24 protein-coding genes are annotated in these 23561 nt (G+C 58.1%); 14 read left to right on the top strand and 10 right to left on the bottom strand.

Annotated features, from left to right (window positions below):
- Positions 1-4: 4 nt before the first annotated feature.
- The 6 genes from rsmG to hemE form a co-directional block, all read right to left on the bottom strand.
- Positions 5-622 carry a 16S rRNA (guanine(527)-N(7))-methyltransferase RsmG gene (rsmG, locus tag AC0JZ8_RS05835; protein ID WP_184655569.1) on the bottom strand — a complete coding sequence of 206 codons (618 nt, stop codon included), beginning with the start codon at positions 620-622 and terminating at the stop codon, positions 5-7.
- A complete protein-coding gene (mnmG, locus tag AC0JZ8_RS05830; protein WP_471892024.1) occupies positions 619-2502 on the bottom strand; it encodes a tRNA uridine-5-carboxymethylaminomethyl(34) synthesis enzyme MnmG in 1884 nt (627 codons plus the stop codon). The genes rsmG and mnmG overlap by 4 nt, the downstream gene beginning before the upstream one ends.
- A gap of 37 nt (positions 2503-2539) precedes the next feature.
- Positions 2540-3838, bottom strand: a complete 1299-nt coding sequence (gene mnmE, locus AC0JZ8_RS05825) for a tRNA uridine-5-carboxymethylaminomethyl(34) synthesis GTPase MnmE (protein ID WP_471892023.1) — start codon at positions 3836-3838, stop codon at positions 2540-2542.
- An 88-nt stretch (positions 3839-3926) separates the two neighbouring features.
- A complete protein-coding gene (gene rho, locus AC0JZ8_RS05820) occupies positions 3927-5192 on the bottom strand; it encodes a transcription termination factor Rho (RefSeq protein WP_092665173.1) in 1266 nt (421 codons plus the stop codon).
- A gap of 191 nt (positions 5193-5383) precedes the next feature.
- Positions 5384-5926, bottom strand: coding sequence for a protoporphyrinogen oxidase HemJ (gene hemJ / locus AC0JZ8_RS05815; protein WP_471892022.1), 543 nt, complete (start codon positions 5924-5926; stop codon positions 5384-5386).
- Positions 5923-6957 (bottom strand): uroporphyrinogen decarboxylase, encoded by a 1035-nt coding sequence (hemE, locus tag AC0JZ8_RS05810; protein ID WP_092665179.1) that lies wholly within the window; start codon positions 6955-6957, stop codon positions 5923-5925. The genes hemJ and hemE overlap by 4 nt, the downstream gene beginning before the upstream one ends.
- 401 nt (positions 6958-7358) lie before the next feature.
- On the opposite strand from hemE, the gene AC0JZ8_RS05805 reads away from it, so the two are divergent.
- Genes AC0JZ8_RS05805 through dnaQ form a run of 5 tightly spaced genes read left to right on the top strand, consistent with a single transcriptional unit; the run spans position 7359 to position 10971 of the window.
- Positions 7359-8180 carry a pyruvate, water dikinase regulatory protein gene (locus AC0JZ8_RS05805; protein ID WP_113167251.1) on the top strand — a complete coding sequence of 274 codons (822 nt, stop codon included), beginning with the start codon at positions 7359-7361 and terminating at the stop codon, positions 8178-8180.
- A 36-nt stretch (positions 8181-8216) separates the two neighbouring features.
- Positions 8217-8816: a Maf-like protein gene (locus AC0JZ8_RS05800; RefSeq protein WP_184655647.1), complete on the top strand. Its 600-nt coding sequence runs from the start codon at positions 8217-8219 to the stop codon at positions 8814-8816.
- Entirely contained in the window at positions 8809-9669 is an 861-nt protein-coding gene (locus tag AC0JZ8_RS05795) for a shikimate dehydrogenase (protein ID WP_471892021.1), read from the top strand. The genes AC0JZ8_RS05800 and AC0JZ8_RS05795 overlap by 8 nt, the downstream gene beginning before the upstream one ends.
- Positions 9666-10274, top strand: a complete 609-nt coding sequence (gene coaE, locus AC0JZ8_RS05790) for a dephospho-CoA kinase (protein ID WP_471892020.1) — start codon at positions 9666-9668, stop codon at positions 10272-10274. The genes AC0JZ8_RS05795 and coaE overlap by 4 nt, the downstream gene beginning before the upstream one ends.
- Positions 10267-10971: a DNA polymerase III subunit epsilon gene (gene dnaQ, locus AC0JZ8_RS05785; RefSeq protein ID WP_174197317.1), complete on the top strand. Its 705-nt coding sequence runs from the start codon at positions 10267-10269 to the stop codon at positions 10969-10971. Before coaE ends, dnaQ begins: the two co-directional genes overlap by 8 nt.
- Before the next feature lie 71 nt (positions 10972-11042).
- Here dnaQ and secB read toward each other — a convergent pair whose 3' ends face one another.
- Positions 11043-11519: a protein-export chaperone SecB gene (gene secB, locus AC0JZ8_RS05780; RefSeq protein WP_062462904.1), complete on the bottom strand. Its 477-nt coding sequence runs from the start codon at positions 11517-11519 to the stop codon at positions 11043-11045.
- A 92-nt stretch (positions 11520-11611) separates the two neighbouring features.
- Entirely contained in the window at positions 11612-12151 is a 540-nt protein-coding gene (locus tag AC0JZ8_RS05775; RefSeq protein WP_113110008.1) for an FxsA family protein, read from the bottom strand.
- A 123-nt stretch (positions 12152-12274) separates the two neighbouring features.
- Between AC0JZ8_RS05775 and AC0JZ8_RS05770 the strand changes: the two genes are divergently transcribed.
- The 5 genes from AC0JZ8_RS05770 (at position 12275) to gyrB (ending at position 17630) form a co-directional block, all read left to right on the top strand.
- Complete coding sequence (locus AC0JZ8_RS05770; protein ID WP_062462907.1) at positions 12275-12973, top strand: Tim44/TimA family putative adaptor protein; 699 nt, start codon at positions 12275-12277, stop codon at positions 12971-12973.
- On the top strand, positions 12970-14106 hold the full coding sequence (mltA, locus tag AC0JZ8_RS05765) for a murein transglycosylase A (protein ID WP_471892019.1): 1137 nt from the start codon (positions 12970-12972) through the stop codon (positions 14104-14106). Before AC0JZ8_RS05770 ends, mltA begins: the two co-directional genes overlap by 4 nt.
- A gap of 10 nt (positions 14107-14116) precedes the next feature.
- Entirely contained in the window at positions 14117-14698 is a 582-nt protein-coding gene (locus tag AC0JZ8_RS05760; RefSeq protein ID WP_082471708.1) for a Smr/MutS family protein, read from the top strand.
- Complete coding sequence (locus AC0JZ8_RS05755) at positions 14695-15048, top strand: helix-turn-helix domain-containing protein (protein WP_092665195.1); 354 nt, start codon at positions 14695-14697, stop codon at positions 15046-15048. The genes AC0JZ8_RS05760 and AC0JZ8_RS05755 overlap by 4 nt, the downstream gene beginning before the upstream one ends.
- A gap of 146 nt (positions 15049-15194) precedes the next feature.
- A complete protein-coding gene (gyrB, locus tag AC0JZ8_RS05750; protein ID WP_062577110.1) occupies positions 15195-17630 on the top strand; it encodes a DNA topoisomerase (ATP-hydrolyzing) subunit B in 2436 nt (811 codons plus the stop codon).
- A gap of 110 nt (positions 17631-17740) precedes the next feature.
- On the opposite strand, the gene AC0JZ8_RS05745 is transcribed toward gyrB, so the two are convergent.
- A complete protein-coding gene (locus AC0JZ8_RS05745) occupies positions 17741-18340 on the bottom strand; it encodes a nitroreductase family protein (protein ID WP_062462923.1) in 600 nt (199 codons plus the stop codon).
- 140 nt (positions 18341-18480) lie between these two features.
- On the opposite strand from AC0JZ8_RS05745, the gene AC0JZ8_RS05740 reads away from it, so the two are divergent.
- From AC0JZ8_RS05740 to AC0JZ8_RS05725, 4 genes are all read left to right on the top strand, one after another.
- Positions 18481-19323 carry a fumarylacetoacetate hydrolase family protein gene (locus tag AC0JZ8_RS05740; protein WP_113167245.1) on the top strand — a complete coding sequence of 281 codons (843 nt, stop codon included), beginning with the start codon at positions 18481-18483 and terminating at the stop codon, positions 19321-19323.
- A gap of 172 nt (positions 19324-19495) precedes the next feature.
- Entirely contained in the window at positions 19496-20788 is a 1293-nt protein-coding gene (locus AC0JZ8_RS05735) for a polyhydroxyalkanoate depolymerase (protein ID WP_471892018.1), read from the top strand.
- A 163-nt stretch (positions 20789-20951) separates the two neighbouring features.
- Entirely contained in the window at positions 20952-21392 is a 441-nt protein-coding gene (locus tag AC0JZ8_RS05730) for a DUF2852 domain-containing protein (RefSeq protein ID WP_092665207.1), read from the top strand.
- A 98-nt stretch (positions 21393-21490) separates the two neighbouring features.
- Positions 21491-22252 carry a M48 family metallopeptidase gene (locus AC0JZ8_RS05725; protein ID WP_062577118.1) on the top strand — a complete coding sequence of 254 codons (762 nt, stop codon included), beginning with the start codon at positions 21491-21493 and terminating at the stop codon, positions 22250-22252.
- Positions 22253-22288: 36 nt separating this feature from the next.
- On the opposite strand, the gene AC0JZ8_RS05720 is transcribed toward AC0JZ8_RS05725, so the two are convergent.
- A complete protein-coding gene (locus tag AC0JZ8_RS05720) occupies positions 22289-23266 on the bottom strand; it encodes a cell wall hydrolase (protein WP_471892017.1) in 978 nt (325 codons plus the stop codon).
- Positions 23267-23561: the final 295 nt, after the last annotated feature.

Genomic DNA, 23561 nt, shown 5'->3' with positions numbered 1-23561 from the left:
GACTTTACGGGTCCTTGCGTCGGAGGTTGCTGATCTCAAGAATAACCGAGTCCTGCTCGACAACGCTTTGGTGTTCTAGCAGATCGAAATCCCAGCGACTACGGGCTTCGCTGACTTCACGGCGATAATCCCGGCCTTTGTGGAAGAAGCCTCTGGCTTCCGTCTCGACCATCCAATCGGAGGAATAGGATAGAAGTTGGTCAAGATCAGCCAGAGCGCGAGCGGAAACGCGCTGGCATTCAGGCAACTCATGTGCCGCCTGCTCGATCCGGAGAGGGTGAACCGAACCCCGAGCTCCGGTTTCGTTTAGAGCGACACGGAGGAAAGCAGCCTTTTTATGGTTGCTTTCGACCAAGTGAACCCAACCATCTTCAAGCTCGGCAAGGAAAATCGAGGTCACGATTCCTGGAAAGCCACCGCCCGAGCCAAGATCGATCCATTTTGATGGCCCCGGGGATAGTTGAAAGATTTGCGCACTATCAGCGATATGGCGCTGCCAAATCTCGTTCAGGGTCGAGGGAGCGACAAGGTTGATTGTTTTCGCCCACTTGGAGAAGAGCGTAGCAAAATGCTCAAGCCTCTCCTGCGTTTCACGTGAAACACTTCTGCCGTTTAACATCATGCCGAGACTCGTTTTACGCGATCCGCGACCGCGGCTTCTTTTTTTACAAGCGCAAGAATAAGTGCCAACGCTGCCGGCGTCATACCGTCAACTTTTGCGGCCTGCGCCATATTGCTGGGCTGATGCTTCGCGAGCTTTATTCGTAGCTCGTTTGAGAGACCGGGCACTGTAGAATAATCGAAGGACAGGGGGATGGTTTTTGACTCATCGCGGATCGTTGAGCCAATATCTGCAGCCTGTCTGTTCATGTAGACAGAGTAGGTGGATTCGATCTCGAGAGCTTCCGCTACCTTTGGATTGACCCCGTGGAGTTCCTCCCAGACATCGGCCAGACCAGCCATCGATTGGTTGGGGTAGGCGAGCAGTTCGTACGCCGTACGCCGCTGGCCGTCCTGATTGAGGGACAATCCGTGCGCTGCACCCTGTTTAGGCGTCAGCGAGAGCGATTTCAGCATTGCACGGGTTTCGTCGACTGCTTTGGAGTAGGCCGCGAACTTCGCTGCACGATCAGTGCCCACGCAGCCCAGTTCAATGCCCTTTTGAGTCAGCCTGATATCGGCATTGTCGGCTCGTAGCGAAAGGCGGTATTCTGCACGTGATGTAAACATCCGATAAGGTTCCGTCACGCCCTTCGACGTGAGGTCATCGACCATGACACCGATATAGGATTCGGCACGACTGATCGGCTCCGGCTGGCCGCCCGAAGCCGTGATCGCTGCTGAAAGGCCGGCGACCATCCCTTGCGCCGCAGCTTCCTCGTAACCCGTCGTGCCGTTGATCTGGCCAGCCAGGAACAGCCCTGGCAATTTCTTGACTTCCAGCGTGGGTGTCAATTCCCGCGGGTCAACATAGTCGTATTCGATTGCATAGCCGGGCTGAATTATCTCGACCTGCTCAAGGCCCGGGATAGTGCGAATGAAAGCTTCCTGGACTGATGCGGGCAGGGACGTGGATATTCCGTTTGGATAAACAGTTTTATCATCAAGCCCTTCGGGCTCTAGGAAGATCTGGTGCCCGTCACGCTCACCGAACCGCACGATCTTGTCTTCGATCGACGGACAATAACGCGGGCCCACGCCCTCGATCTGGCCGGAATACATTGCGGACAGGTGGATGTTGTCGGAGATGATCCGATGGGTCGCCTCGTTCGTGCGGGTCACTCCACAGCTGATTTGCGGCGTTACGATTTTATCGGTCATGAACGAGAATGGAACTGGCTGCTCATCGGCTTCCTGCTTGTCAAGCTGGTCCCAGGCGATGGTCCGCCCATCAAGCCGTGCCGGTGTGCCGGTTTTCAGGCGCCCCAGGGCAACGCCAAGTCCAAGAAGCGTCGCTGATAGCCCGAGCGATGGTTCCTCACCCACCCGACCGGCCGGTATCTTTTCCTGCCCGATATGAATAAGCCCGCGAAGGAACGTACCGGTCGTGAGTACAGCCGTTCCGCATCCGAATCGACGGCCATCCTTCAGGATGACAGCTGACACTCGACCAGTGTCCGTGATGAGGTCGAATGCGTCACCCTCAATAACAGTGAGGTTCAGGTGATTGAACATTTCCTTCTGCATCGCTTCACGGTAAAGGCGCCGGTCGGCCTGCGTACGGGGACCACGAACGGCGGGACCCTTTTTCCGGTTGAGCAAACGGAACTGGATTCCAGAAACGTCTGCGACGCGGCCCATCAGACCATCAAGCGCATCGACCTCGCGCACGAGGTGACCTTTGCCCAGCCCGCCAATCGCGGGATTGCAGGACATGACACCAATCGTTTCGCGTTTGTGGGTGATCAGGGCTGTCCTCGCGCCCATCCGCGCTGCAGCACTCGCGGCCTCGCAACCCGCATGACCGCCACCAATGACGATGACATCGAAATTTTTGTCCATATTCATTGTCCCACGTCAGCCGAGTGTTTCACGTGAATCATTTTCCGATACAGAACTGCGAGAAGATAACATCCAGCAACTGCTCGACATCGACGCGGCCCGTAATGCGCCCTAAGGCGGATGCGGCTGCTCGAAGGCTTTCGGCTCTCAAGTCAAGTTCCGTGCCGTTTAACGCCTCTGCAATAAAATTGGAAGCATCTTTCAGTGCGTCGACTTGCCGAGCTCTGTTCGGAACCAGCGAACCGGTCCACAGCGCCGTGATCTTTCGGAGGATGGTCTCCCTTAGGAGCTCGAGCCCGTCGCCAGTTTTTGTTGAGATGCAAAGGTCGAAGTCGTCCGAAGGTGCGTGCGCATCCAGCTTCGTTCCGACAGTCAAGACGTTAGTCTGACTGAACTCATGGTTTTGTAACGCCGGCGAATCGATCTCATTGAGAGCGAGAATCATGTCGGCTTGCTCGATCGCAACACGGGCCCGACGGATCCCTTCGACTTCAACAATGTCGTCGCTTTCCCGCAGGCCAGCCGTATCGAAGAACCGGACGAGATAACCCGACATGTCGAGATCGACATGCAGGATATCCCGGGTCGTGCCTGCACGTTCCGTCACAATCGCCACATCCCGGTTCGCAAGCGCGTTCAAAAGGCTGCTTTTGCCCGCGTTCGGAGGCCCGGCGATGACGATCTTGTAGCCATCCCGGATGATCTCGCCAGACTTTGCGGTTTCCAGATGCTGGAGAAGTTCCAGATAAATCTGGCCCACCTCGCTCCAGACCCGCTCAGATACGGAACCCGGCACGTCGTCCTCATCAGCGAAATCCAGCTCGGCCTCGATCAGAGCACGCGACCGCGTCAGGCGCTCAGCCCAGTCGATATAGAGCGCTGACTGGCCGCCAAAGCTTTGCTCCACCGCAAGACGGCGTTGCATTTCCGTTTCGGCAGAGATGAGATCTGCAAGACCTTCAATCTCGACCAGATCCAGCTTGCCGTTCTCAAACGCTCGCCTTGAAAACTCTCCCGCCTCAGCCAACCTCAGTCCGTCAATTTGCTCGAGCTCTAGGATGAGAGCTGAAACAACGGCGCGGCTGCCATGCACATGCAGTTCAACGCAGTCTTCTCCCGTAAACGAGTTTGGCCCCGGGAAGCCGACCACCAGTCCCTGATCTATGATCGCGCCGTTTCGGTCGCGAATCGTTCTAAGCGATGCTTTACGGTCTGTCGCTAAACGACCAGCAAGAGTCTCAGCCGCGGTGAAGGCTTGGTTGCCGCTTAGCCTGATAACGGCGAGACCTGCGGGCAGTGCTCCACTCGAAAGGGCAAAGATCGTATCAGGGTTCATGGTGCGGCTTTCGGACTGTGTCCCAGAAACTCGAAAGCGCCCGTCTTTACGACGGGCGCCTCTCGGTAGCAGTGAATCCGGCTAAGGATCAGGTGTTCATCGAGTCGAAGAAGTCGCTGTTGCTCTTGGTCTGCTTCAGCTTGTCGATCAGGAACTCGATTGCATCCGTCGTTCCCATCGGCGCGAGAATTCGACGGAGAACAAAGATCTTCTGCAGGTCTTGGCGCTGGACGAGAAGGTCTTCCTTGCGCGTGCCGGATTTCAGAATATCCATGGCTGGGAAGATGCGCTTGTCGGCAACCTTTCGGTCGAGCACGATTTCCGAGTTGCCGGTCCCCTTGAACTCTTCGAAGATGACTTCGTCCATACGGCTGCCCGTATCGATCAGCGCCGTAGCGATGATGGTCAGCGAGCCGCCTTCTTCGATGTTACGAGCGGCACCGAAGAACCGCTTCGGGCGCTGCAGGGCGTTGGCGTCCACACCACCGGTCAGAACCTTGCCGGATGACGGAACGACCGTGTTGTAGGCGCGGCCAAGACGGGTGATGGAGTCGAGCAGAATGACGACATCGCGCCCGTGTTCGACCAGACGTTTCGCCTTTTCGATGACCATTTCAGCCACCTGAACGTGGCGGATGGCGGGTTCGTCGAAGGTCGAGGAAACAACTTCGCCCTTCACCGAGCGCTGCATGTCCGTCACTTCTTCCGGCCGCTCGTCGATCAGGAGAACGATGAGATAGCACTCGGGGTGATTTGCCGTGATCGAATGCGCGATGTTCTGCAAGAGAACGGTCTTACCCGTGCGCGGCGGTGCGACGATCAGGCCGCGCTGGCCCTTGCCGAGCGGTGCGACGAGATCGATCACGCGCGCCGAATTGTCCTTCGACGTCGGGACGTCGAGTTCCATCTTGAAGCGCTCATTCGGGTAGAGCGGCGTCAGATTGTCGAAATGCACCTTGTGGCGAATTTTTTCCGGGTCGTCGAAGTTGATCGTGTTGACCTTCAGCAGCGCGAAATAGCGCTCGCCTTCCTTCGGCCCGCGGATCGGTCCCTCGACGGTGTCGCCGGTCTTCAGCGAGAAGCGGCGGATCTGCGAGGGAGAGATGTAGATATCATCGGGGCCAGGCAGGTAATTGGCGTTGGCCGAACGGAGAAATCCGAAGCCATCCTGCAGAACTTCAACGACACCTTCGCCGATGATCTCGACATCCTGGCTGGCCAGGATCTTGAGAATCGCAAACATCAATTCCTGCTTGCGCATGGTGCTGGCGTTTTCCACCTCCAGCGATTCGGCGAATGTCAGCAAATCGGTCGGCGATTTGCTCTTGAGTTCTTGAAGCTTCATTTCAGCCATGAAGAGGGGACCATATTCAGAATTTTTTGGGGAAACAGGCGTGTCGGTGAAATTCGCTACCGCGGAAGAAACCGGGTAGGACAGACGATTACACACATGCCACGAGATGAGATGGCTGGGAAAATAGCTGTTCACGAGCACGCCTGCAAGGGGGAGGGGCAGGCGGAGTTAAGAAAAAGCTCAAGACACCATCAAAATGGCTTAACGATGACCATGATTACGATGGCGATCATCAAAACCGTCGGGATCTCGTTCATCAACCGCCAGTAACGAGCGGTTTTTCGCGGCCCATCTATGGCAAAAGCCCGAACTGCAGCACTGAACCGCATATGCGCCATGGTGAGCAGCAGGACAAACAGGATCTTGGCATGAAGCCAGCCACCCTGGAAACCGTAGACCGCCCAGGCGAGATAAAGCCCAAGCGCCCAGCTGATCATCATCGCCGGGTTCATGATGATTTTGAGGAGCCGCCCCTCCATCACTTTGAAGGTTTCCGACTGGGCAGAACCCGGCTCGGCTTCCGTGTGATAGATGAAAAGCCTGGGCAGGTAGAGCAGCCCGGCCATCCAGGAAATCACGGCGATGACGTGAAACGCCTTGATGTAGAGCAGGAAATCATCCGGCCGCAGCCAGTAGATAAAAAACAGCACGACGACGAAAACCGAAAGCGCCGTCGCCGCCCGGAACGCGACACGCCGCCCATTTCCGGCACCGGTGCGGTCGTCCGGCGTCATACGCCCGATCCTCTGACCCGTTTCACAAGATGCGCAACGGTCTGCGGATCCGCTTGTGGCGTGATGCCGTGGCCGAGGTTGAAGATAAGCGGACCTTGTCCAAGCCCCTGCAGGATCGCGTCGATCCCGTCGTCGAGGGACTTTCCGCCCGCCACCACGCGCATTGGATCGAGATTGCCCTGAACAGGTCCGTCCTTCTGCAGCTCCTGCGCAAACGACATCGGTACCGACCAATCGAGCCCGATTGCATCTGCGCCCGTCCGGGCCCGGTAGTGTTTGAGGTTCATGCCTGCACCCTTGGCGAAAGCAATCACCTTCGCGTTAGGTCGCGCTGCCTTGATGATATCGATGATCCGCCGCACGGGCTTGATCGAGAATTCCTCGAATTCCTTCTCCCCGAGCACGCCGGCCCAGGAATCGAAGATCTGCACGACATCTGCGCCCGCATCGATCTGACCGATCAGATATTCGGCAGACATTTCCGCCAGCAGAGCCAGCAGTTTTTCGAAGGCCTCGGGGTAGCGGTAGGCGAACAGACGTGCCGGCGCTTGGTCCGGTGTTCCCTGACCCGCGATCATATAGGTCGCAACGGTCCAGGGAGCCCCGCAGAAGCCGATCAGGGCAGTTTCAGGGGGTAGCTCCAGCCGAAGCCTCCGAACCGTCTCCAGCACCGGTGCAAGGTGGGAAAGCATCGTGCTGCCATCGAGCGCTGCAATCCCTGCTTCGTCGATCGGATCCATCCTTGGACCCTCTCCCTGCACGAAGCGAACATTGCGCTTCAAGGCATCGGGAATGACGAGGATATCGGAAAACAGGATGGCTGCGTCGAACTGGTAGCGCCGGATAGGCTGAAGCGTCACTTCGACAGCCAGATCCGGTGTATAACAGAGATCGAGAAACGAACCGGCTGCCGCACGGACTTCGCGGTACTCGGGCAGATATCGACCTGCCTGCCTCATAAGCCATATCGGCGGTGGGGTGATCGTCTTGCCGTTCAGCACCTCAACGATCTTCCTGGTCGGACCGGCCAATGGGTTCTCCAAATAAAGAAAATAAGATTCTTAAGATCTTCTATTTCTTAGAGTCGGTGAGTAGCAAGGATTAAAACTCCTGCACAGAAAACGCGACGATCTGCCGCTCCGTATCGTTGAAAAGGAAAACTTCCGGGCATTCTTGGCAGAGCTTCTGGATAACCATATTTCGATCAGGGATATCAATTGCTTGTGCCGGGCGTTTGGTGAAGCTCTCTTGTGGATATCTTGTGAATCAAGCGATAGGTTCATCCGGTTATCCCCGCTTTGAACAGGTGCCCTGAAACGGCTTCCTCGAAATACGCGATTGTGGACAACTCGGAGGTTATCCCAGGGGTCTGGCTCGGCCCTCGAAAGGCGGTCAGTCTCTCCCCGGTTATCAACAGAGGACGAAGAACAACGTGGAGAACAGAAAAAACTTCTTCCATCTCCACCTCATATCTGACTCCACGGGCGAGACCCTGATCTCGACAGGACGCGCGGCGGCAGCCCAGTTTCAGACTTCGCTTGCCGTCGAGCACGTCTATCCGCTGGTGCGAAACCGCAAGCAGGTTCTCGCCGTGCTGGAGGCGATCGATCGTGAACCGGGGATCGTCCTTTATACGATCGTTGATCGCGAGCTTGCGAAACTGCTGGACGAGCGCTGCCGTCAGATAGGAACACCCTGCGTCAACGTGCTGGAACCGGTTATGGCGACATTCCAGACCTATCTCGGAGCACCGTCTAAATACCGCGTCGGCGCGCAGCATGCGCTCAACGCGGAATATTTCGCCCGCATCGAAGCGCTGAACTTCACCATGGATCATGACGATGGCCAGATGCCCGAAGGGTACGATGAGGCCGATGTCGTACTGGTCGGGATCAGCCGCACCTCGAAGACGCCGACCAGCATCTATCTCGCCAACCGCGGAATCAAGACGGCCAATATCCCGATCGTGCCGGGCGTCGACCTTCCGCACGCACTTCTGTCTGCAACCCGCCCCCTGATCGTCGGGCTGGTCGCGACGACGGACCGCATTTCACAGGTGCGCGAACACCGCGAACTCGGAACCACGCAAAATTTCGATCGCGGTCATTATACGGATCGGGCAACGATCAACGAGGAACTGAAATATGCACGAGCGCTCTGCTCGCGCCACGGCTGGCCGGTCATCGACGTCACCCGACGGTCGATCGAGGAGACGGCGGCGGCCATCGTTGCGCTCCGCCCGAAGCTACGGTAATTCGGCACTAATTCCATCCGGAGATCTGCCGTGACAATGTCTCACTCCAGGCCACTCATACTGGCCTCATCCAGCAAGTTCAGACGCATGTTGATGGAAAATGCGGGGCTGAGTTTCGAAAGCCGGGCCGCCGATATCGATGAACGTCAGATCGAGGCGGGACTGGTGGGCGCCAGCCCAGATATCGTCGCGCTGACCTTGGCAAAGGCCAAGGCGCTCGATGTCAGCAGACACTATCCTTCCGCCATCGTCATCGGGTCGGATCAGACCATGTCGCTTGATCATCGCGTTTATCACAAGCCGAAATCACGGGAAGAGGCGCGCGAAAGCCTGCTCTCTCTGTCGGATAGGACGCATAGGCTGAACAGCGCCGTCGCTCTTGTACGCGATGGCGAAACCCTTTGGGAGCATGTTGCACACGCCGATCTTACCGTCAGACCGCTCAGCGAGATATTCGTGGATCGCTATCTGGATAGGGTGGGCGAAACCGTGTTCGGAAGCGTCGGCGCCTACCAGTTGGAAGGTGAGGGCATTCAGCTCTTCTCGCGGATCGAGGGAGATTACTTTACCATTCTCGGCCTACCCATGCTGCCGCTTCTCGACACCTTGCGCGCGATCGGAGCGATCGATGGCTGATTCACGTGAAACACTTTTGGTTAACGCTTTCGTAACGGGCTGGCCGATCAAGCACTCGCGTTCGCCGATCATCCACGGTCATTGGCTGGCTAAGTTCGGTATTGCTGGCCGCTACACACGTGAAGCGGTGGCACCTGAGGATTTTCCAGCTTTCATCAGCAAGCTCAAAGACGGATCATCGGGCTATCGCGGCGGCAATGTCACCATTCCCCACAAGGAAATGGCTTTTGCGCTCGCTGATCGTCCAGATGCGATCGCCGAAGAACTCGGTGCCGCCAACACGCTGTGGATGGAGGACGGTGTTCTTCACGCCTCGAACTCCGATGTCTACGGCTTTACCGCCAACCTCGACGAACAGTCGCCCGGTTGGGGAAATGTCGATCGCGCCGTCATTCTCGGTGCCGGCGGTGCCAGCCGTGCTATCATTCAAGCCGTCAGGGATCAGGGCGTCGGAGAAATCCACGTCGTCAACCGGACGGTGGCGCGTGCGCAGGAACTTGCCGACCGGTTCGGACAAAACGTGCACGCGCATGCGATGGAAGCACTGGGCGAGGTCATGTCCGGCGCAGGTCTCTTTGTGAATACAACATCGCTCGGCATGGACGGCGCGCCGATACCGCAGTTCGACTTCTCGACCATGCTCACGAACGCAGTCGTTACCGATATCGTTTATATCCCGCTGCAAACGGACATTCTGAAACAGGCGGAGGAGCAGGGCTTCGTGACCGTGGATGGTCTCGGCATGCTTCTGCATCAGGCCGTGCCGGGTTTCGAGAAATGGTTCGGCCTCCGCCCTGTCGTCGATCAGACGCTGCGGGATCTCGTCATCGCAGATATGGATATGCACGGATGATCGTTATCGGCCTCACCGGCTCCATCGGCATGGGGAAATCCACCACCGCAGAAATGTTTGCGCAAGAGGGTATCCCGGTCAACGATGCCGACCAGGTGGTCCACGATCTCTATCACGGTGAAGCGGTCGATCCGATCGCGGAGGCGTTCCCGAATGCGGTCAGAGACGGTGTCGTCGACCGACAGGAACTGTCGCGCCAGCTTTCTGCAGCACCTGAAAAATTCAAGCTTCTGGAATCCATCGTCCACCCGCTGGTGCGCAAACACGAAACGGAATTTCTCGATAAACACAAAAGCGCCGGCGCAGCGCTCGTTGTGCTCGACATTCCCTTGCTGTTTGAGACCGGCGGCGAGAAAAGGGTCGATTTTGTCGTCGTCGTCAGCTGCGATCCACAGGTGCAGCGCCAGAGGGTACTTGCGCGTCCCGGCATGACGGAGGAGAAGTTGTCGATGATCTTGGCGCGGCAGGTTCCGGATGCCGAAAAGCGGGCGCGTGCCGATTTCGTCATCGACACCGGCGCCGGACGGGAGACAGCCAGATCAAGCGTGCGCGAGATCATCGCCACGCTCAAAGCCGGCAGCAGGAACGGAAATACCCATGCGTGAAATCATCTTCGATACCGAAACCACGGGCCTTGAATCCAAGGCCGACCGGATTATCGAAATCGGCGGCATAGAGCTCATCAACAACTTCCCGACGGGAAGAACGTTGCACCTCTATATCAACCCGGGCGATCGCAAGGTTCATCCGGATGCGCTGGCTGTCCATGGCATTACCGATGAGTCGCTCAAGGACAAGCCGCCGTTCGCCCAGGTGGCGCAGCAGATCATCGACTTCTTCGATGGCGCCCGGTGGATCGCCCACAATGCCAATTTCGATATCGGCTTTATCAATGCCGAATTTGAACGCATAGGCCTGCCGCCGGTCCCACCGGAAAACGTGGTCGATACGCTTTCGATGGCCCGCCGAAAGCATCCGATGGGTCCTAACTCCCTCGACGCACTGTGCCGTCGCTACGGCATCGACAATGGCCATCGCACCAAGCACGGCGCGCTGCTCGACTCCGAACTCCTGGCGGAAGTCTATATCGAAATGACCGGCGGCCGGCAGGCGGCTCTCGGTCTGGTCGGTGCCGATCAGCCGAGAAACGTCATCGAGATCGATGATGTGGTGGTAACCGCGATCGCAGCACGGCCGCGCCCTTTGCCGCCGCGCATCAGCGAAGACGACATTGCCGCCCATGCCGCAATGGTAAGTGGACTGAAGGATAAGGCCGTCTGGCTGAAATATGCAGCCGACTGATTTCTGCTGAAGTCCAGACATGAAAAAAGCCCGGCTGTGACCGGGCTTTTTATATTCTATCCGTTGCTCGCTCAGCTGTTGAGCGGCTGAACCTGCGACTTGGTCTGTTCTTCGGCCATACGCTGCGAGAACATCTGACCGAAATCGATCGGATCGATCATCAGCGGCGGGAAGCCACCGTTGCGGGTCACGTCGGAAATGATCTGGCGTGCGAACGGGAAGAGGAGACGCGGGCATTCGATAAACAGAAGCGGCAGCATGTGCTCCTGCGGGAAACCGGTGATGCGGAAAACGCCGCCGTAGACCAGCTCGGCCGCAAACACGATCTTGTCGTCTTCACGGGCTTCGGCACTCAGCGACAGAACGACGTCGAAGTCGTTTTCGGAAAGCGGATTGGCGTTGACGTTGACGCTGATATTGATCGCTGGAGCCTTGTCGCGCGACTGCAGCGAGCGTGGCGCGCCGGGATTTTCGAACGAAAGATCCTTGGTGTACTGCGCCAGGATATTGAGCGAGGGGGCGGAAGCCTGTTCGTTATCGTCTGCCATAAAAATTCCTCAAGGCTGGAAAGGGTGGCTGAAAAGCGTTGGGGGCACTTAACATTTCGCTCCAGGGCTTACAACCCTGCGAGATCTTAGCCTTAAGGTTCGATCCGCTTATCCTTGTCCGCCCAAGGCGAGGACGGGTTCGGTTCGCGGCGATAATCGTCGTCATCGAGATCGACCACCGGGCCGGATCCAACCGGATGAACAGGCGCCGGACCGGGGCCAGGGCCGGGACCGGTGCGAAAACCGCCCGGGCTTCTTCGATCGCCCGAATTCACGACGACCACGCGGCTGCCGATGGCCGACCAGATCAGCTTGCGGATAAAGGGCACAAGCAGCGCGAGACCAATGATGTCGGTCAGAAACCCCGGCAGCATCAGCAGGATGCCAGCCACCACGACCATCGCTCCGCTTACCAGTTCGGCTGCAGGCATCCGACCTTCGCGCCCTTCTGTCGAAAGCCGCCGCAGCATAGTCATCCCCTGGCCGCGGATCATCAATGCGCCCAGGAGGCCCGTTCCGAGGACGAGGCCAAGCGTTCCCCAAAGTCCGATCGCTCTTCCGACCAGAACAAAACCAGCGATTTCGGCCAGCGGCCATGCCAGGAGAACAACCGGAAGGAATGGTAAGCGCATAATCATTGCCTGTATCTAATTGGCGGATATGGGTTCATCTCACGCCGTTGCTATTTGAAGATGGGCGGTAGGAGACTATATGAAAAGCTGCATAGAACTTTTAAACGACAATTGCGGGATAAAATGGGCTCGAACGACTTGATAACACTGTTTTTCCTCGTCGCAGCAGTGCTGATATTCCTGCAATTGCGCAGCGTCCTCGGCCGGCGCACGGGACATGAGAAGCCGCCGACTGAGACAGTCAGCCCTCGCGATGTTGCCCGCGGTCCCGTCGAGGACGATAGCAAGGTAGTGACGCTTCCTCGCCGCGACAATGTCGATGAGGAACAACGCAATGCCGATATCGACGCCGTCGCGAAGCCTGATACGCCGCTCAACGCATCGCTTCGTGCCCTCGTGAAGGAAGATCCGTCGTTCCGCCCGAAGGAATTCCTCAACGGCGTGCGGATGGCGTACGAAATGATCGTCATGGCTTTTGCCGACGGTGATCGGAAGACCTTGAAGGGGCTTCTCTCCAATGAGGTCTATGACGGCTTCGAAGCGGCGATCGCCGAGCGCGAGGCCAAGGGCGAGGTGATCAAGTCCACATTTGTCGGCATCGACAAATGCGACATGACACAGGTTTCGATCAAGGACGGCGAATCCCAGGTTACCGTCCGCATTGTCAGCCAGTTGATCTCCGCAACCTTCGACAAGGCCGGCACGCTGATCGACGGCGATCAGGAAACCGTAGCCGACGTCATCGACATCTGGACCTTTGCCCGCGACATCGGCTCCCGCGACCCGAACTGGAAGCTGGTCGCCACCGAATCCGAACAATGATTTCCGCGTCTCCGACCCTCTCTGACTTCCGCCTCGAGAGGGTCGACTTCGCGGATCTCCCCGGTTGGGCTGCCGACGATCCGAGCCCGCTGTATGAGGCGATGCGCGCTTGCGCGGCCCATATCCGCAACGTTAAGCCCTATCGCAAGGGTTCTCTCGGCCTTGAGGCCATGGAACTGGCGGACCTCTTCGAGCAGGCCGCACCATTTGCCGATGCCTCTGCGGCTCGCACCTTCTTCGAACAACGCTGCACACCCTTCCGGATCCTGAAGCACAATGACGAACAAGGATTCGTCACCGCCTTCTACGAACCGGAAGTCGACGTCTCCGATGTGAGTGAAGGTCTTTTCAAATATCCCTTCTATTTCCGGCCTGACGATCTCGTCGATCTCGAGGAAAGCAATCGCCCTGCGGATCTCGACTCCGGCTACATGTTCGGCCGTCAGACGCCGGATGGTATCGTCGCTTATCCGGATCGCGGTGAAATCGATCGCGGCTGTCTCGACGGGCGGGGGCTGGAGATAGCCTTCGCACGGTCGCGGATCGACGTTTTCTTTGCCCATGTTCAGGGCGCGGCTCGGCTGGTCTATCCCGATGGCCGCGTCCGTCGCATCACCTACGCGGCAAAGGCAGGCCATCCGTTTTCGCCGATCGGCAAGCTTCTGATCGATCGTGGCGAAATCGCTCGCGAAGACATTTCCATGCAGAGCATTCGGACGTGGCTTGCCGAAGCTCTGGTGTCGAATCCGGCTAAGGTTGATGAAGTCTTATGGCACAACAAGTCCTACATCTTCTTCCGTGAGGCCGATGTCAGCGACCCTGACCTCGGTCCTATCGCTGCCGCCAAGGTGCCGCTGATCGCGGGACGCTCGCTCGCCGTGGATCGCTCCATTCACACATTCGGCTACCCCTTCTTCATCCATGCGGAACGGCTGACACATCTCGACGACGGCAAGCCGTTCGCGCGGCTGATGCTGGCGCTCGATACGGGTTCAGCCATTATTGGGCCTGCAAGGGGCGATATCTTCACCGGTTCCGGCTATCACGCAGGCGAGCTTGCCGGCACGGTGCGAAACGATGCGGATTTCTATATCCTCGTCCCAAATGCGGCCGCCGGCCGTTATGCCGGGTAGGATATGGCGCATGAAGGATCGAAAACTCAGTTCAGATGAACGCATCCTGTGGGGCAAGGTGGCGAAATCCGCCCGTGCTCTGCCTGGGCGCATGAAAGAGATCGCTGCCTTCGAAGAGGAAATGGCGGCACGACTGGCGGCAGAGGATGAAGTCTCCAAGCCCCCGGTACCGCCAACCCAGCGTGTCAGCGATGCCTTCGCGGCAGTCGCGCCGAAGGTAAAAAAGCCTGCCGGCATTCATCATCCGCTGGAAAAACCCACCCGGAAGAAGCTCGCCAAGGGTCGCTTGGCGATCGATGCTCGGCTCGATCTCCATGGTCTCTACCAGGACGCCGCCCACGATCTGCTGCTCGATTTTCTTTACAGTGCCCATGATCGCGGTCTGCGCCATGTTCTTGTCATCACCGGCAAGGGCCGCTCGGTTGGCGGCGAGGGGGTTCTGCGCCGTGCGGTGCCGCTGTGGTTCTCGAAGGCCGAATTTCGTTTCCTGATCTCGTCCTACGAATGGGCAGCCCAAAACCATGGTGGCGAGGGCGCCATGTACGTGCGGCTTTCAAAGAGCCGTGCGGATTATCGGGGATCGGTCCTGTGACGCCCTTTGGTGAAGCGCTTCGACAGCTGCGCGCCAAAAAGGGAGTTACCCAGAGGCAACTGGCAGAGGCGATCGGGGTTACGCCTGCCTATCTGTCGGCCTTGGAACACGGCAAACGGGGCCGGCCCACATTCGAGCTGCTCCAGCGTATCACCGGCTATTTCAACATCATCTGGGATGAAGCGGAAGAATTGTTTCGGGTCGCAGAAGCCTCGCGCCCGAAAGTGGTCCTCGACACGACAGGCCTGGCGCCTGCATACACCGCATTTGCCAACGCCTTGGCGGCACGGATTCGCTCTTTGCCGCCGGACGTGCTAGAGGAAATGCGAAGACTTCTGCAAAAGGCTTGAAATGCCCTGGAAATCTCTGCGCATCCACGCCTTTCCAGGCATTTTGCGAGGCACCAACCTTTAGAAACCGCCCTGAATTCCCTATATTCAAGGCGGAGACTCCGGTGATTCGCTCGCCGGTATTTTAACCAACTGGAAGAGACTGAATGACCGACACACCCGTCAGCGATCACGGCGCGAGTGCCGAATACGGTGCCGATTCCATCAAGGTTCTAAAGGGCCTGGATGCGGTGCGAAAGCGCCCAGGCATGTATATCGGCGACACAGACGACGGCTCGGGTCTGCATCACATGGTCTACGAGGTCGTCGACAACGCGATCGACGAAGCCTTGGCCGGCCATGCAGATATCGTCACGGTCACGCTCAATGCGGATGGCTCGGTCAGCGTCACCGACAACGGTCGCGGCATTCCGACGGATATCCATACCGGCGAAGGCGTCTCGGCAGCCGAGGTCATTATGACCCAGCTCCACGCCGGCGGTAAGTTCGACCAGAATTCCTACAAGGTCTCGGGCGGCCTGCACGGCGTTGGCGTCTCGGTCGTCAATGCGCTTTCGGTCTGGCTCAAGCTGAAGATCCGTCGCTCAGGCAAGGTTCACGAGATCTCGTTCACGCACGGCGTCGCCGATGCGCCGCTGAAGGTCATCGGGGATTATGAAGGTCGCTCCGGCACGGAAGTTACCTTCCTCGCCAGCACCGAGACCTTCACTATGACCGAGTTCGATTACGGCACACTCGAGCACCGCCTTCGCGAACTCGCCTTCCTCAACTCCGGCGTTCGAATCCGGCTCACGGATCGGCGCAAGCCCGACGTGAAGGAAGAGGAAATGCTGTATGACGGCGGCCTCGAGGCTTTCGTCAAATATCTTGATCGTTCCAAGAAGCCGCTCGTCGAAAAGCCTGTCGCCATCAAGGGCGAGAAGGATGGCATGACGGTTGAAGTCGCGATGTGGTGGAATGACAGCTACCACGAGAACGTTCTCTGCTTCACCAACAACATTCCGCAGCGCGATGGCGGAACGCATATGGCAGGCTTCCGTGGTGCGCTGACTCGCCAGATCACATCCTATGCGGATTCGTCCGGCATCATGAAAAAGGAAAAGGTTTCGCTCACCGGTGACGACTGCCGAGAAGGCCTGACCGCAGTTCTTTCGGTAAAGGTGCCGGATCCGAAGTTCTCGTCGCAGACCAAGGACAAACTCGTGTCCTCGGAAGTGCGCCCGGTTGTCGAAAGCCTCGTCAACGAAGCGCTGAGCTCCTGGCTCGAAGAGCATCCGGCAGAAGCGAAGATCCTTGTCGGCAAGGTGGTGGAAGCTGCTGTTGCCCGCGAAGCGGCCCGCAAGGCTCGTGAACTCACCCGCCGCAAGGGCGTGCTCGATATCGCCTCGCTTCCCGGCAAGCTCGCCGATTGCTCCGAACGTGATCCGGCCAAGTCCGAAGTCTTCCTCGTCGAGGGTGACTCCGCCGGCGGTTCCGCCAAGCAGGGCCGTTCGCGTGATACCCAAGCGATCCTACCGCTCCGCGGCAAGATCCTGAACGTCGAGCGCGCCCGTTTCGACAAGATGCTGTCCAGCCAGGAAATCGGCACGCTGATTACCGCTCTGGGCACATCGATCGGCAAGGATGAGTTCAACGCTGACAAGCTGCGCTATCACAAGATCATCATCATGACGGACGCCGACGTCGACGGCGCCCATATCAGAACCCTGTTGCTGACCTTCTTCTTCCGTCAGATGCCGGAACTGATCGAGCGTGGCCACATCTACATTGCCCAGCCGCCGCTTTATAAGGTGACGCGCGGCAAGTCGATCCAGTACCTGAAGAACGAGCAGGCTCTGGAAGAGTATCTGATCGGCATGGGGCTGGAAGATACGACCCTGACCCTCGGCTCCGGTGAAGTCCGTGCCGGCCAGGATATGCGCGAAGTCATCCAGGATGCATTGCGCATCCGCTCGATCATCGAGGGACTGCATTCTCGCTACAACCGCTCGATCATCGAGCAGGCAGCCATTGCCGGCGCGCTTCATCCAGATCTGACGGACAATCCCGAACGGGCCCAGCAGACGGCTAACGAAGTCGCCAAGCGTCTCGATATGATCGCTGAGGAAACGGAGCGTGGCTGGTCGGGTCACGTCACCGACGAAGGCGGTATGCGCTTCGAGCGGATGGTTCGTGGCGTCAAGGAAGTCGCCGTGATCGATGTGGCCCTGATCGGCTCTGCCGATGCCCGCCATATCGACCAGATGTCGTCGCGTCTGCAGGAGATCTACAGCACGTCGCCAGTCCTCGCTCGCAAGGATAGCGAGCAGGATATTTCAGGTCCACGCGCCCTTCTCGACACGATCTTTGCGGCGGGACGCAAGGGACTGTCCATGCAGCGCTATAAGGGACTTGGTGAAATGAATGCCGAGCAGCTGTGGGAAACAACGCTTGATCCCAACGTTCGCTCGCTGCTTCAGGTCAAGGTTCCCGATGCGACGGATGCAGACGGTTTGTTCTCGCGTTTGATGGGCGACGAGGTTGAGCCCCGGCGCGAGTTCATTCAAGAGAACGCGCTGAACGTCGCCAACCTCGATATCTAGCAATCTTTCGTCGTGCAAAAACGGCGGCCTCTCGGCCGCCGTTTTTGTTTGTCCATTAGAAATCTGTTTCACGTGAATCTTACCTGTGGATGGAGGATTCACGTGAAACATTATTCTTCGCCGGCAAACCTTCCCTCGAAAGCGACTTCCGAAACGGGCTTGCGCTGGCTGGGAACTTCACGCTCGCGCAAATCTTCCGGCAGTGCATCTTTAGCGGCCATCCGCCCGATCGCCGCGGCAGCCTCGACCCTGAAACCTTCCGGAAGTCCAAGTTCGCCAACAGCCTTTTCCTTGTCGAACCCTTCCATGCCATGTGCATGATACCCAAGCTTCATCGCCTGGCAGATGATTGAGAACCACGCGGCGCCCGTGTCGAAAGAATGCGTATAGCCCTCGCGACGTTCGCCATCCTTGGAAACGCGATAGGTTTTCGACACGAAGAAGACCAGCGCACCCGCGTTTTCTGCCCAGCGCCGATTGCCCGGAACGAGTAGATCCGCAAGTCTGGTGAAATCCTCGGTGCCTTGTAGCGCGTAGATAAAGCGCCAAGGCTGGCTGTTGCCGGAAGAGGGTGCCCAATGCGCGGCATCCAGAATGGTCAGCATCGTTTCCCGATCTATGGCTTCCTTCTCGAAGGCCCGCGGCGACCAGCGATCCAGAAAGAAAGCGTCGATTGGAAATTCCGAGGTCCGGCTGTTGCTGGTCGTCATAGTGTCCTCTCAAGTTTGGGTCTTACCCAATCTAGGCAGTTAGGGCTGCTTTGCAATGAACCGCAGATGGCAGAAAGAGGGGTGACAATCGCGCCTCTTTTTTGCATAAACACTTGTCTGACAACTGGAGGAATAAGACCTTGAAATTGATGCGTGTAGGACCTGTGGGCCAAGAGAAGCCGGCATTGCTCGATCAGGATGGCAAGATCCGTGATCTGTCTGGCCATGTCGCGGATATCGGCGGGGAGGCGATTTCGCCCGAGGGTTTGACGAAGATTGCCGCGATCGACGCGTCGACATTGCCGGAACTGTCTGCCGATCGGATCGGCGCCTGCGTGACGGGCACCGGCAAGTTCATCTGCATCGGCCTCAACTATTCCGACCATGCGGCCGAAACCGGCGCCACCGTGCCGCCGGAACCGATCATCTTCATGAAGGCCACCTCCGCCATCGTCGGACCCAACGACGACGTCGTCATTCCGCGCACATCGGAAAAGACCGACTGGGAAGTCGAACTCGGTGTCGTCATCGGCAAGACCGCGAAATACGTGTCGGAAGCCGAGGCGCTGGATTACGTTGCCGGTTACTGCCTCACCAACGACGTCTCCGAGCGCGCATTCCAGACAGAACGCGCGGGCCAGTGGACCAAGGGCAAGTCCTGCGACACGTTCGGACCGATTGGCCCATGGCTTGTCACCAAGGACGAGGTCGCGGATCCGCAGAACCTTGGAATGTGGCTGACGGTCAACGGCGAAAAGATGCAGAACGGCTCATCCAAGACGATGGTCTACGGCGTCGCCTTCCTCGTCTCCTATCTCAGCCAGTTCATGTCGCTGCATCCGGGAGACGTCATCTCCACGGGTACGCCTCCGGGCGTCGGCCTTGGCCTCAAGCCCCCGCGCTTCCTGAAAGCCGGCGACGTTGTCGAACTCGGCATCGATGGTCTCGGCACCCAGAAACAGACATTCGTCGCCGATATCTGATCGATCGCTGGCATCGGCAAGGCGTGCTGCAGCGAGGGAAGGGCGGTGGTAAACCGCCGCCCTTTCATAACTACCTCCACAAGTGCTAGCCTTGCTGCATTCCGATGGCGGAACGTTTTGCCCGCCACCGCTTTGACGGATATCGGACCAGGGATGAGGAGAGCCCGATTTCATGTTCTACCAGCTCTATGAGTTGAACCATGCCGCCATGGCGCCGTTCCGGGCCGCCGCGGATGCCATGCGCTTCATTTCCGACAATCCTATGAACCCGTTCGCCCAGACAGCACTTGGCCGCTCCATGTCGGCCAGTCTCGAAGTGTTCGAGCGGATGACGCGTCGCTATGGGAAGCCAAGCTTCAATCTTCCGGAAACGGTGGTCGACGGTAAGCCGGTCATGGTCACCGAGGAGATCGTCTGGGCAAAGCCCTTTTGCAATCTCCTGCATTTTCGCCGAGATCTGCCCGCCGCGCGCCCGGCCGACCAGAAGATCCTGCTCGTCGCGCCGATGTCCGGTCACTATGCCACCTTGCTGCGTGGCACGGTCGAAGCACTTCTACCCCATGCGGATCTCTACATCACCGACTGGATCGATGCCCGCATGGTTCCGGTCACCGAGGGCAGCTTCGATCTCGACGATTACATCGACTACCTGATCGAGATGCTGCATCAGATCGGTCCCGGCACCCACGTGGTCGGCGTCTGCCAGCCGTCGGTGCCTGTGCTTGCCGCCGTTGCGGTGATGGAAACCCGCGGTGATCGGATGGCGCCCGCCTCGATGACGCTGATGGGCGGACCGATCGATACCCGCAGCAATCCGACAGCCGTCAACAAACTTGCCGGAGATCACCCACTCGAATGGTTTCGCGACAATGTCATCATGAGCGTGCCGTTTCCGCAGCCGGGCTTCATGCGGCGTGTCTATCCGGGCTTCCTGCAGCTTTCCGGCTTCATGTCGATGAATCTTGACCGCCACGTCACCGCTCACAAGGAGTTCTACGAGCACCTCGTCAAGAACGATGGCGAGCCCGCCGAAAAACACCGCGAATTCTACGACGAATATCTCGCGGTGATGGATCTGACGGAAGAATTCTATCTGCAGACCGTCGATGCCGTCTTTATCCGTCATTCCTTGCCGAAGGGCGAGATGATGCATCGCGCGATGCCTGTTGATACGAAGGCGATCCGCTCCGTCGCTCTTTTGACGGTAGAAGGCGAAAACGACGATATTTCCGGCGTAGGCCAGACAAAGGCGGCGCACACGATTTGTCCGAATATCCCGGATGACAAGCGCCAGCATTACATGCAGCCCGATGTCGGGCATTACGGCGTCTTCAACGGCTCGCGTTTCCGCAGTGAAATCGCCCCCCGCATCATCGAATTCACCCGCAAGCATGCCATTGCCGATACCAAGACTGCCAAGCCCGCATCCCGGAAGCGTAATACCAAGGGTGATTCGCCGACCTGAGAGTGGATCCGGTTCGATGCCAGTATCTGGATTTCTCCAAGGTATTTCAGCATGTTCTTGGATTTAGCGACCTGTCTTCTTGAAGGCGGGTCTGAGGCTCACCAAATCGGATATCATCGGGCTGGCATCAGGCCACTCCGCATTGAACTGAAGGGTGTAACCCATGAACCAGTCTGCATTGATTCGTCCGGAATGGACGCCGGCCACCATTGGTTTAATGGTGCTCGGTTTCGTGGTCTTCTGGCCTCTTGGCTTGGCTATGCTTGCCTATATCATCTTCGGGGATCGGCTTCGCGGCTTCAAGCGCGATGCCAATAATCGCGCCGACGAATGGGCCGGCAAGACCAGCCGATGGTTTTCCAGAAGCCGCGCCGCTGGCTACAACACGCATTTCTCGACAGGCAACGTTGCCTTCGACGATTGGCGCAAGGCCGAACTCAACCGCATGGATGAAGAACGCCGCAAGCTTGACGAGATGCGCGATGAGTTCGACAACTATTCCCGCGAGCTTCGCCGTGCCAAGGATCAGGAAGAGTTCGATCGTTTCATGCGCGAGCGCCGTAACAGCAACGCTTCCGGCCAGAACCCGGTCGTCGACGTCTGATCGGTCAAACGGATCTTCTGAAAGCGTAACGAGCCGGCGTCCTTGCGACGCCGGCTTTTTCATGAGAACGGTTCTCTCGAATCGGCTAGAAAGGCTACATGTTCGCGCTCCTCAAAAAGCCCCTTCGCGCCCGCTCGAAACCGCTCGAAACCGTAAAGCGCACGCTTGAAGTCGGAAACCGCGCTTTGCCGCTGACGATCAAGGAAAACAGTCGCGCCACTCGTATCACGCTGCGCATCGAGCCCGGCGGCCGCGCGCTTAATCTCACTGTGCCGGCAGGCCTTCGGAAAAGCGAGATCGAGGAATTTCTCGAGCGCCATCAGGGTTGGCTGCTCACGAAGCTCTCGAAATTCTCCACCGACAATCCCATCCGCTCAGGCGGCTTCGTGCCGATTCGCGGCGTTCAGCACCGCATCGACCATACCGGAACGCTTCGCGGCCTGACGGAAATCGCCATGGTCGATGGCGTGCCGGTGGTAAGGGTAAGCGGGCTGGAGGATCATCTCGGCCGTCGGGTCGCGACATTTCTGAAAAAAGAAGCACGTCGAGATATGGAGTTGCTGGCTTTTCGCCATGCCGCATCGATCCGCAAGCCGGTCGCATCAGTCACGCTGAAAGACACGAGAAGCCGGTGGGGATCCTGTTCCTGGGATGGAAACCTGAGCTTTTCCTGGCGCATCGTCATGGCGCCGCCGCTGGTGATCGATTACCTCGCAGCCCACGAAGTGGCGCATCTGAAGGAAATGAACCACGGGCCAAAGTTCTGGGCTCTCTGCCACCAGCTTTGCCCGAGGATGGAAGAGGCGCGCAAATGGCTGAAGCAGAATGGCTCGCAGCTTCACGCGCTGGATTTCAGCTGAAGCCCGGCTAAAACAAACGGAAACTGGCCGAAGAGATCAAGGTGTAGCTGTGCGAGCCGGGAACTGACGCGGAGTCGGCGCGACCATTACCATGTCGCCGGCTGTGTCGGTCTTGGCACCCGCCGGGCGCCGTTTCGGCAGAGGCCCGCTATTGGGCAAGGCTTCAGTCGAAAGAATGGCGGCACTTGCCGCATCCATGCCAGCGCCGGCCTGGTAGGCCTGCATCATGCTGGGCGAATGGGAAACAGGCTGCACTGTTGCGACACTGGCGGAAGATGTGTCGGCAACCGTTGTGACAGAGGCAACGCCCGGCAAGGGCTGCTGCGTTGCTGCGGACGCAACCGCAACGGGGCTTGGTGTCTGTTCACGAACAGGCTCGGCCCGTGCGATCATGCTCATCGCTCCCGGCGTTGGTACGATCGTCCCTTCAGCCATCATGACATAGGCCCCGGCAGGCTTCGGCTCTGGCGTCTGCAGGTTGCCGTCCTCGTCGCGCTTTTCGTAAAACACGTTGCCGCCGGCATCAGCCACGTAATGCATGTTCTTGTAGGGGAAGCGCAGGCCCTTCGTGTGGAAGAACATCGCTTCCTTCACATCGGGGTGGCGCTTGCCCTTCAGCACGGCTTCCGCTGCTTCATTCAGCTGCGGCGCAGTGTTTTCGTCCATCTTGCGGGTCATCACCCCCGGCGCGAACTGCTTTTCCTGCCCCACGACACCACAGATTGTCTCAGGGTAAAGACCTGAGGTCAGGCGGTTCATGATGACGCTGCCGACAGCCATGAAACCATCGGGGCTGCTGCGCCTTGATTCGAAATACATCGCGCGCTTGAGGCATTCGCGGTCGCTGGACGAATAGGTGTAGACCTGCTTTGCCGAACCCACATTGACCTGGGCAGTTCGTGTCTTCGAAGACTTGGAATCGAGCGACGCAGTCGTCTGAGTGCAGGCTGAAAGAGCGCTCACCGCGGCAAGGCACATTGCAGCGCGCACAAAGTTCGCACCTCTTGCCGCCATGACTACCCCCTGCGAAAACATTTCAAGAAACAATTTGCTGTGGAATAAGTTACTGGCAAAACCCTAATAAATCAAATCTGAATCGAGAACGTCTATTTTCCCGGAAAAACCTGCTCTTTTGACCGAGGTTCTGGTTGTGATGATGTCGGCGAGCATGTCCTTTCGCGTGCAGGATCGTGGTGGAGAACCGAATCACGCCCCGGATGATTGCCTGAGGTCTTGAGAAGAGGAGTCCGTGCCGAACTGTCACGCCACCAAACCGCTGAAGGGCTCGACTCCGGGCGCGTTTCGTGCC

This window comes from Velazquezella soli (assembly GCF_977018685.1).
The sequence above is the reverse complement of the archived record's forward strand: the minus strand, read 5'-3'. Positions and strand labels throughout refer to the sequence as shown.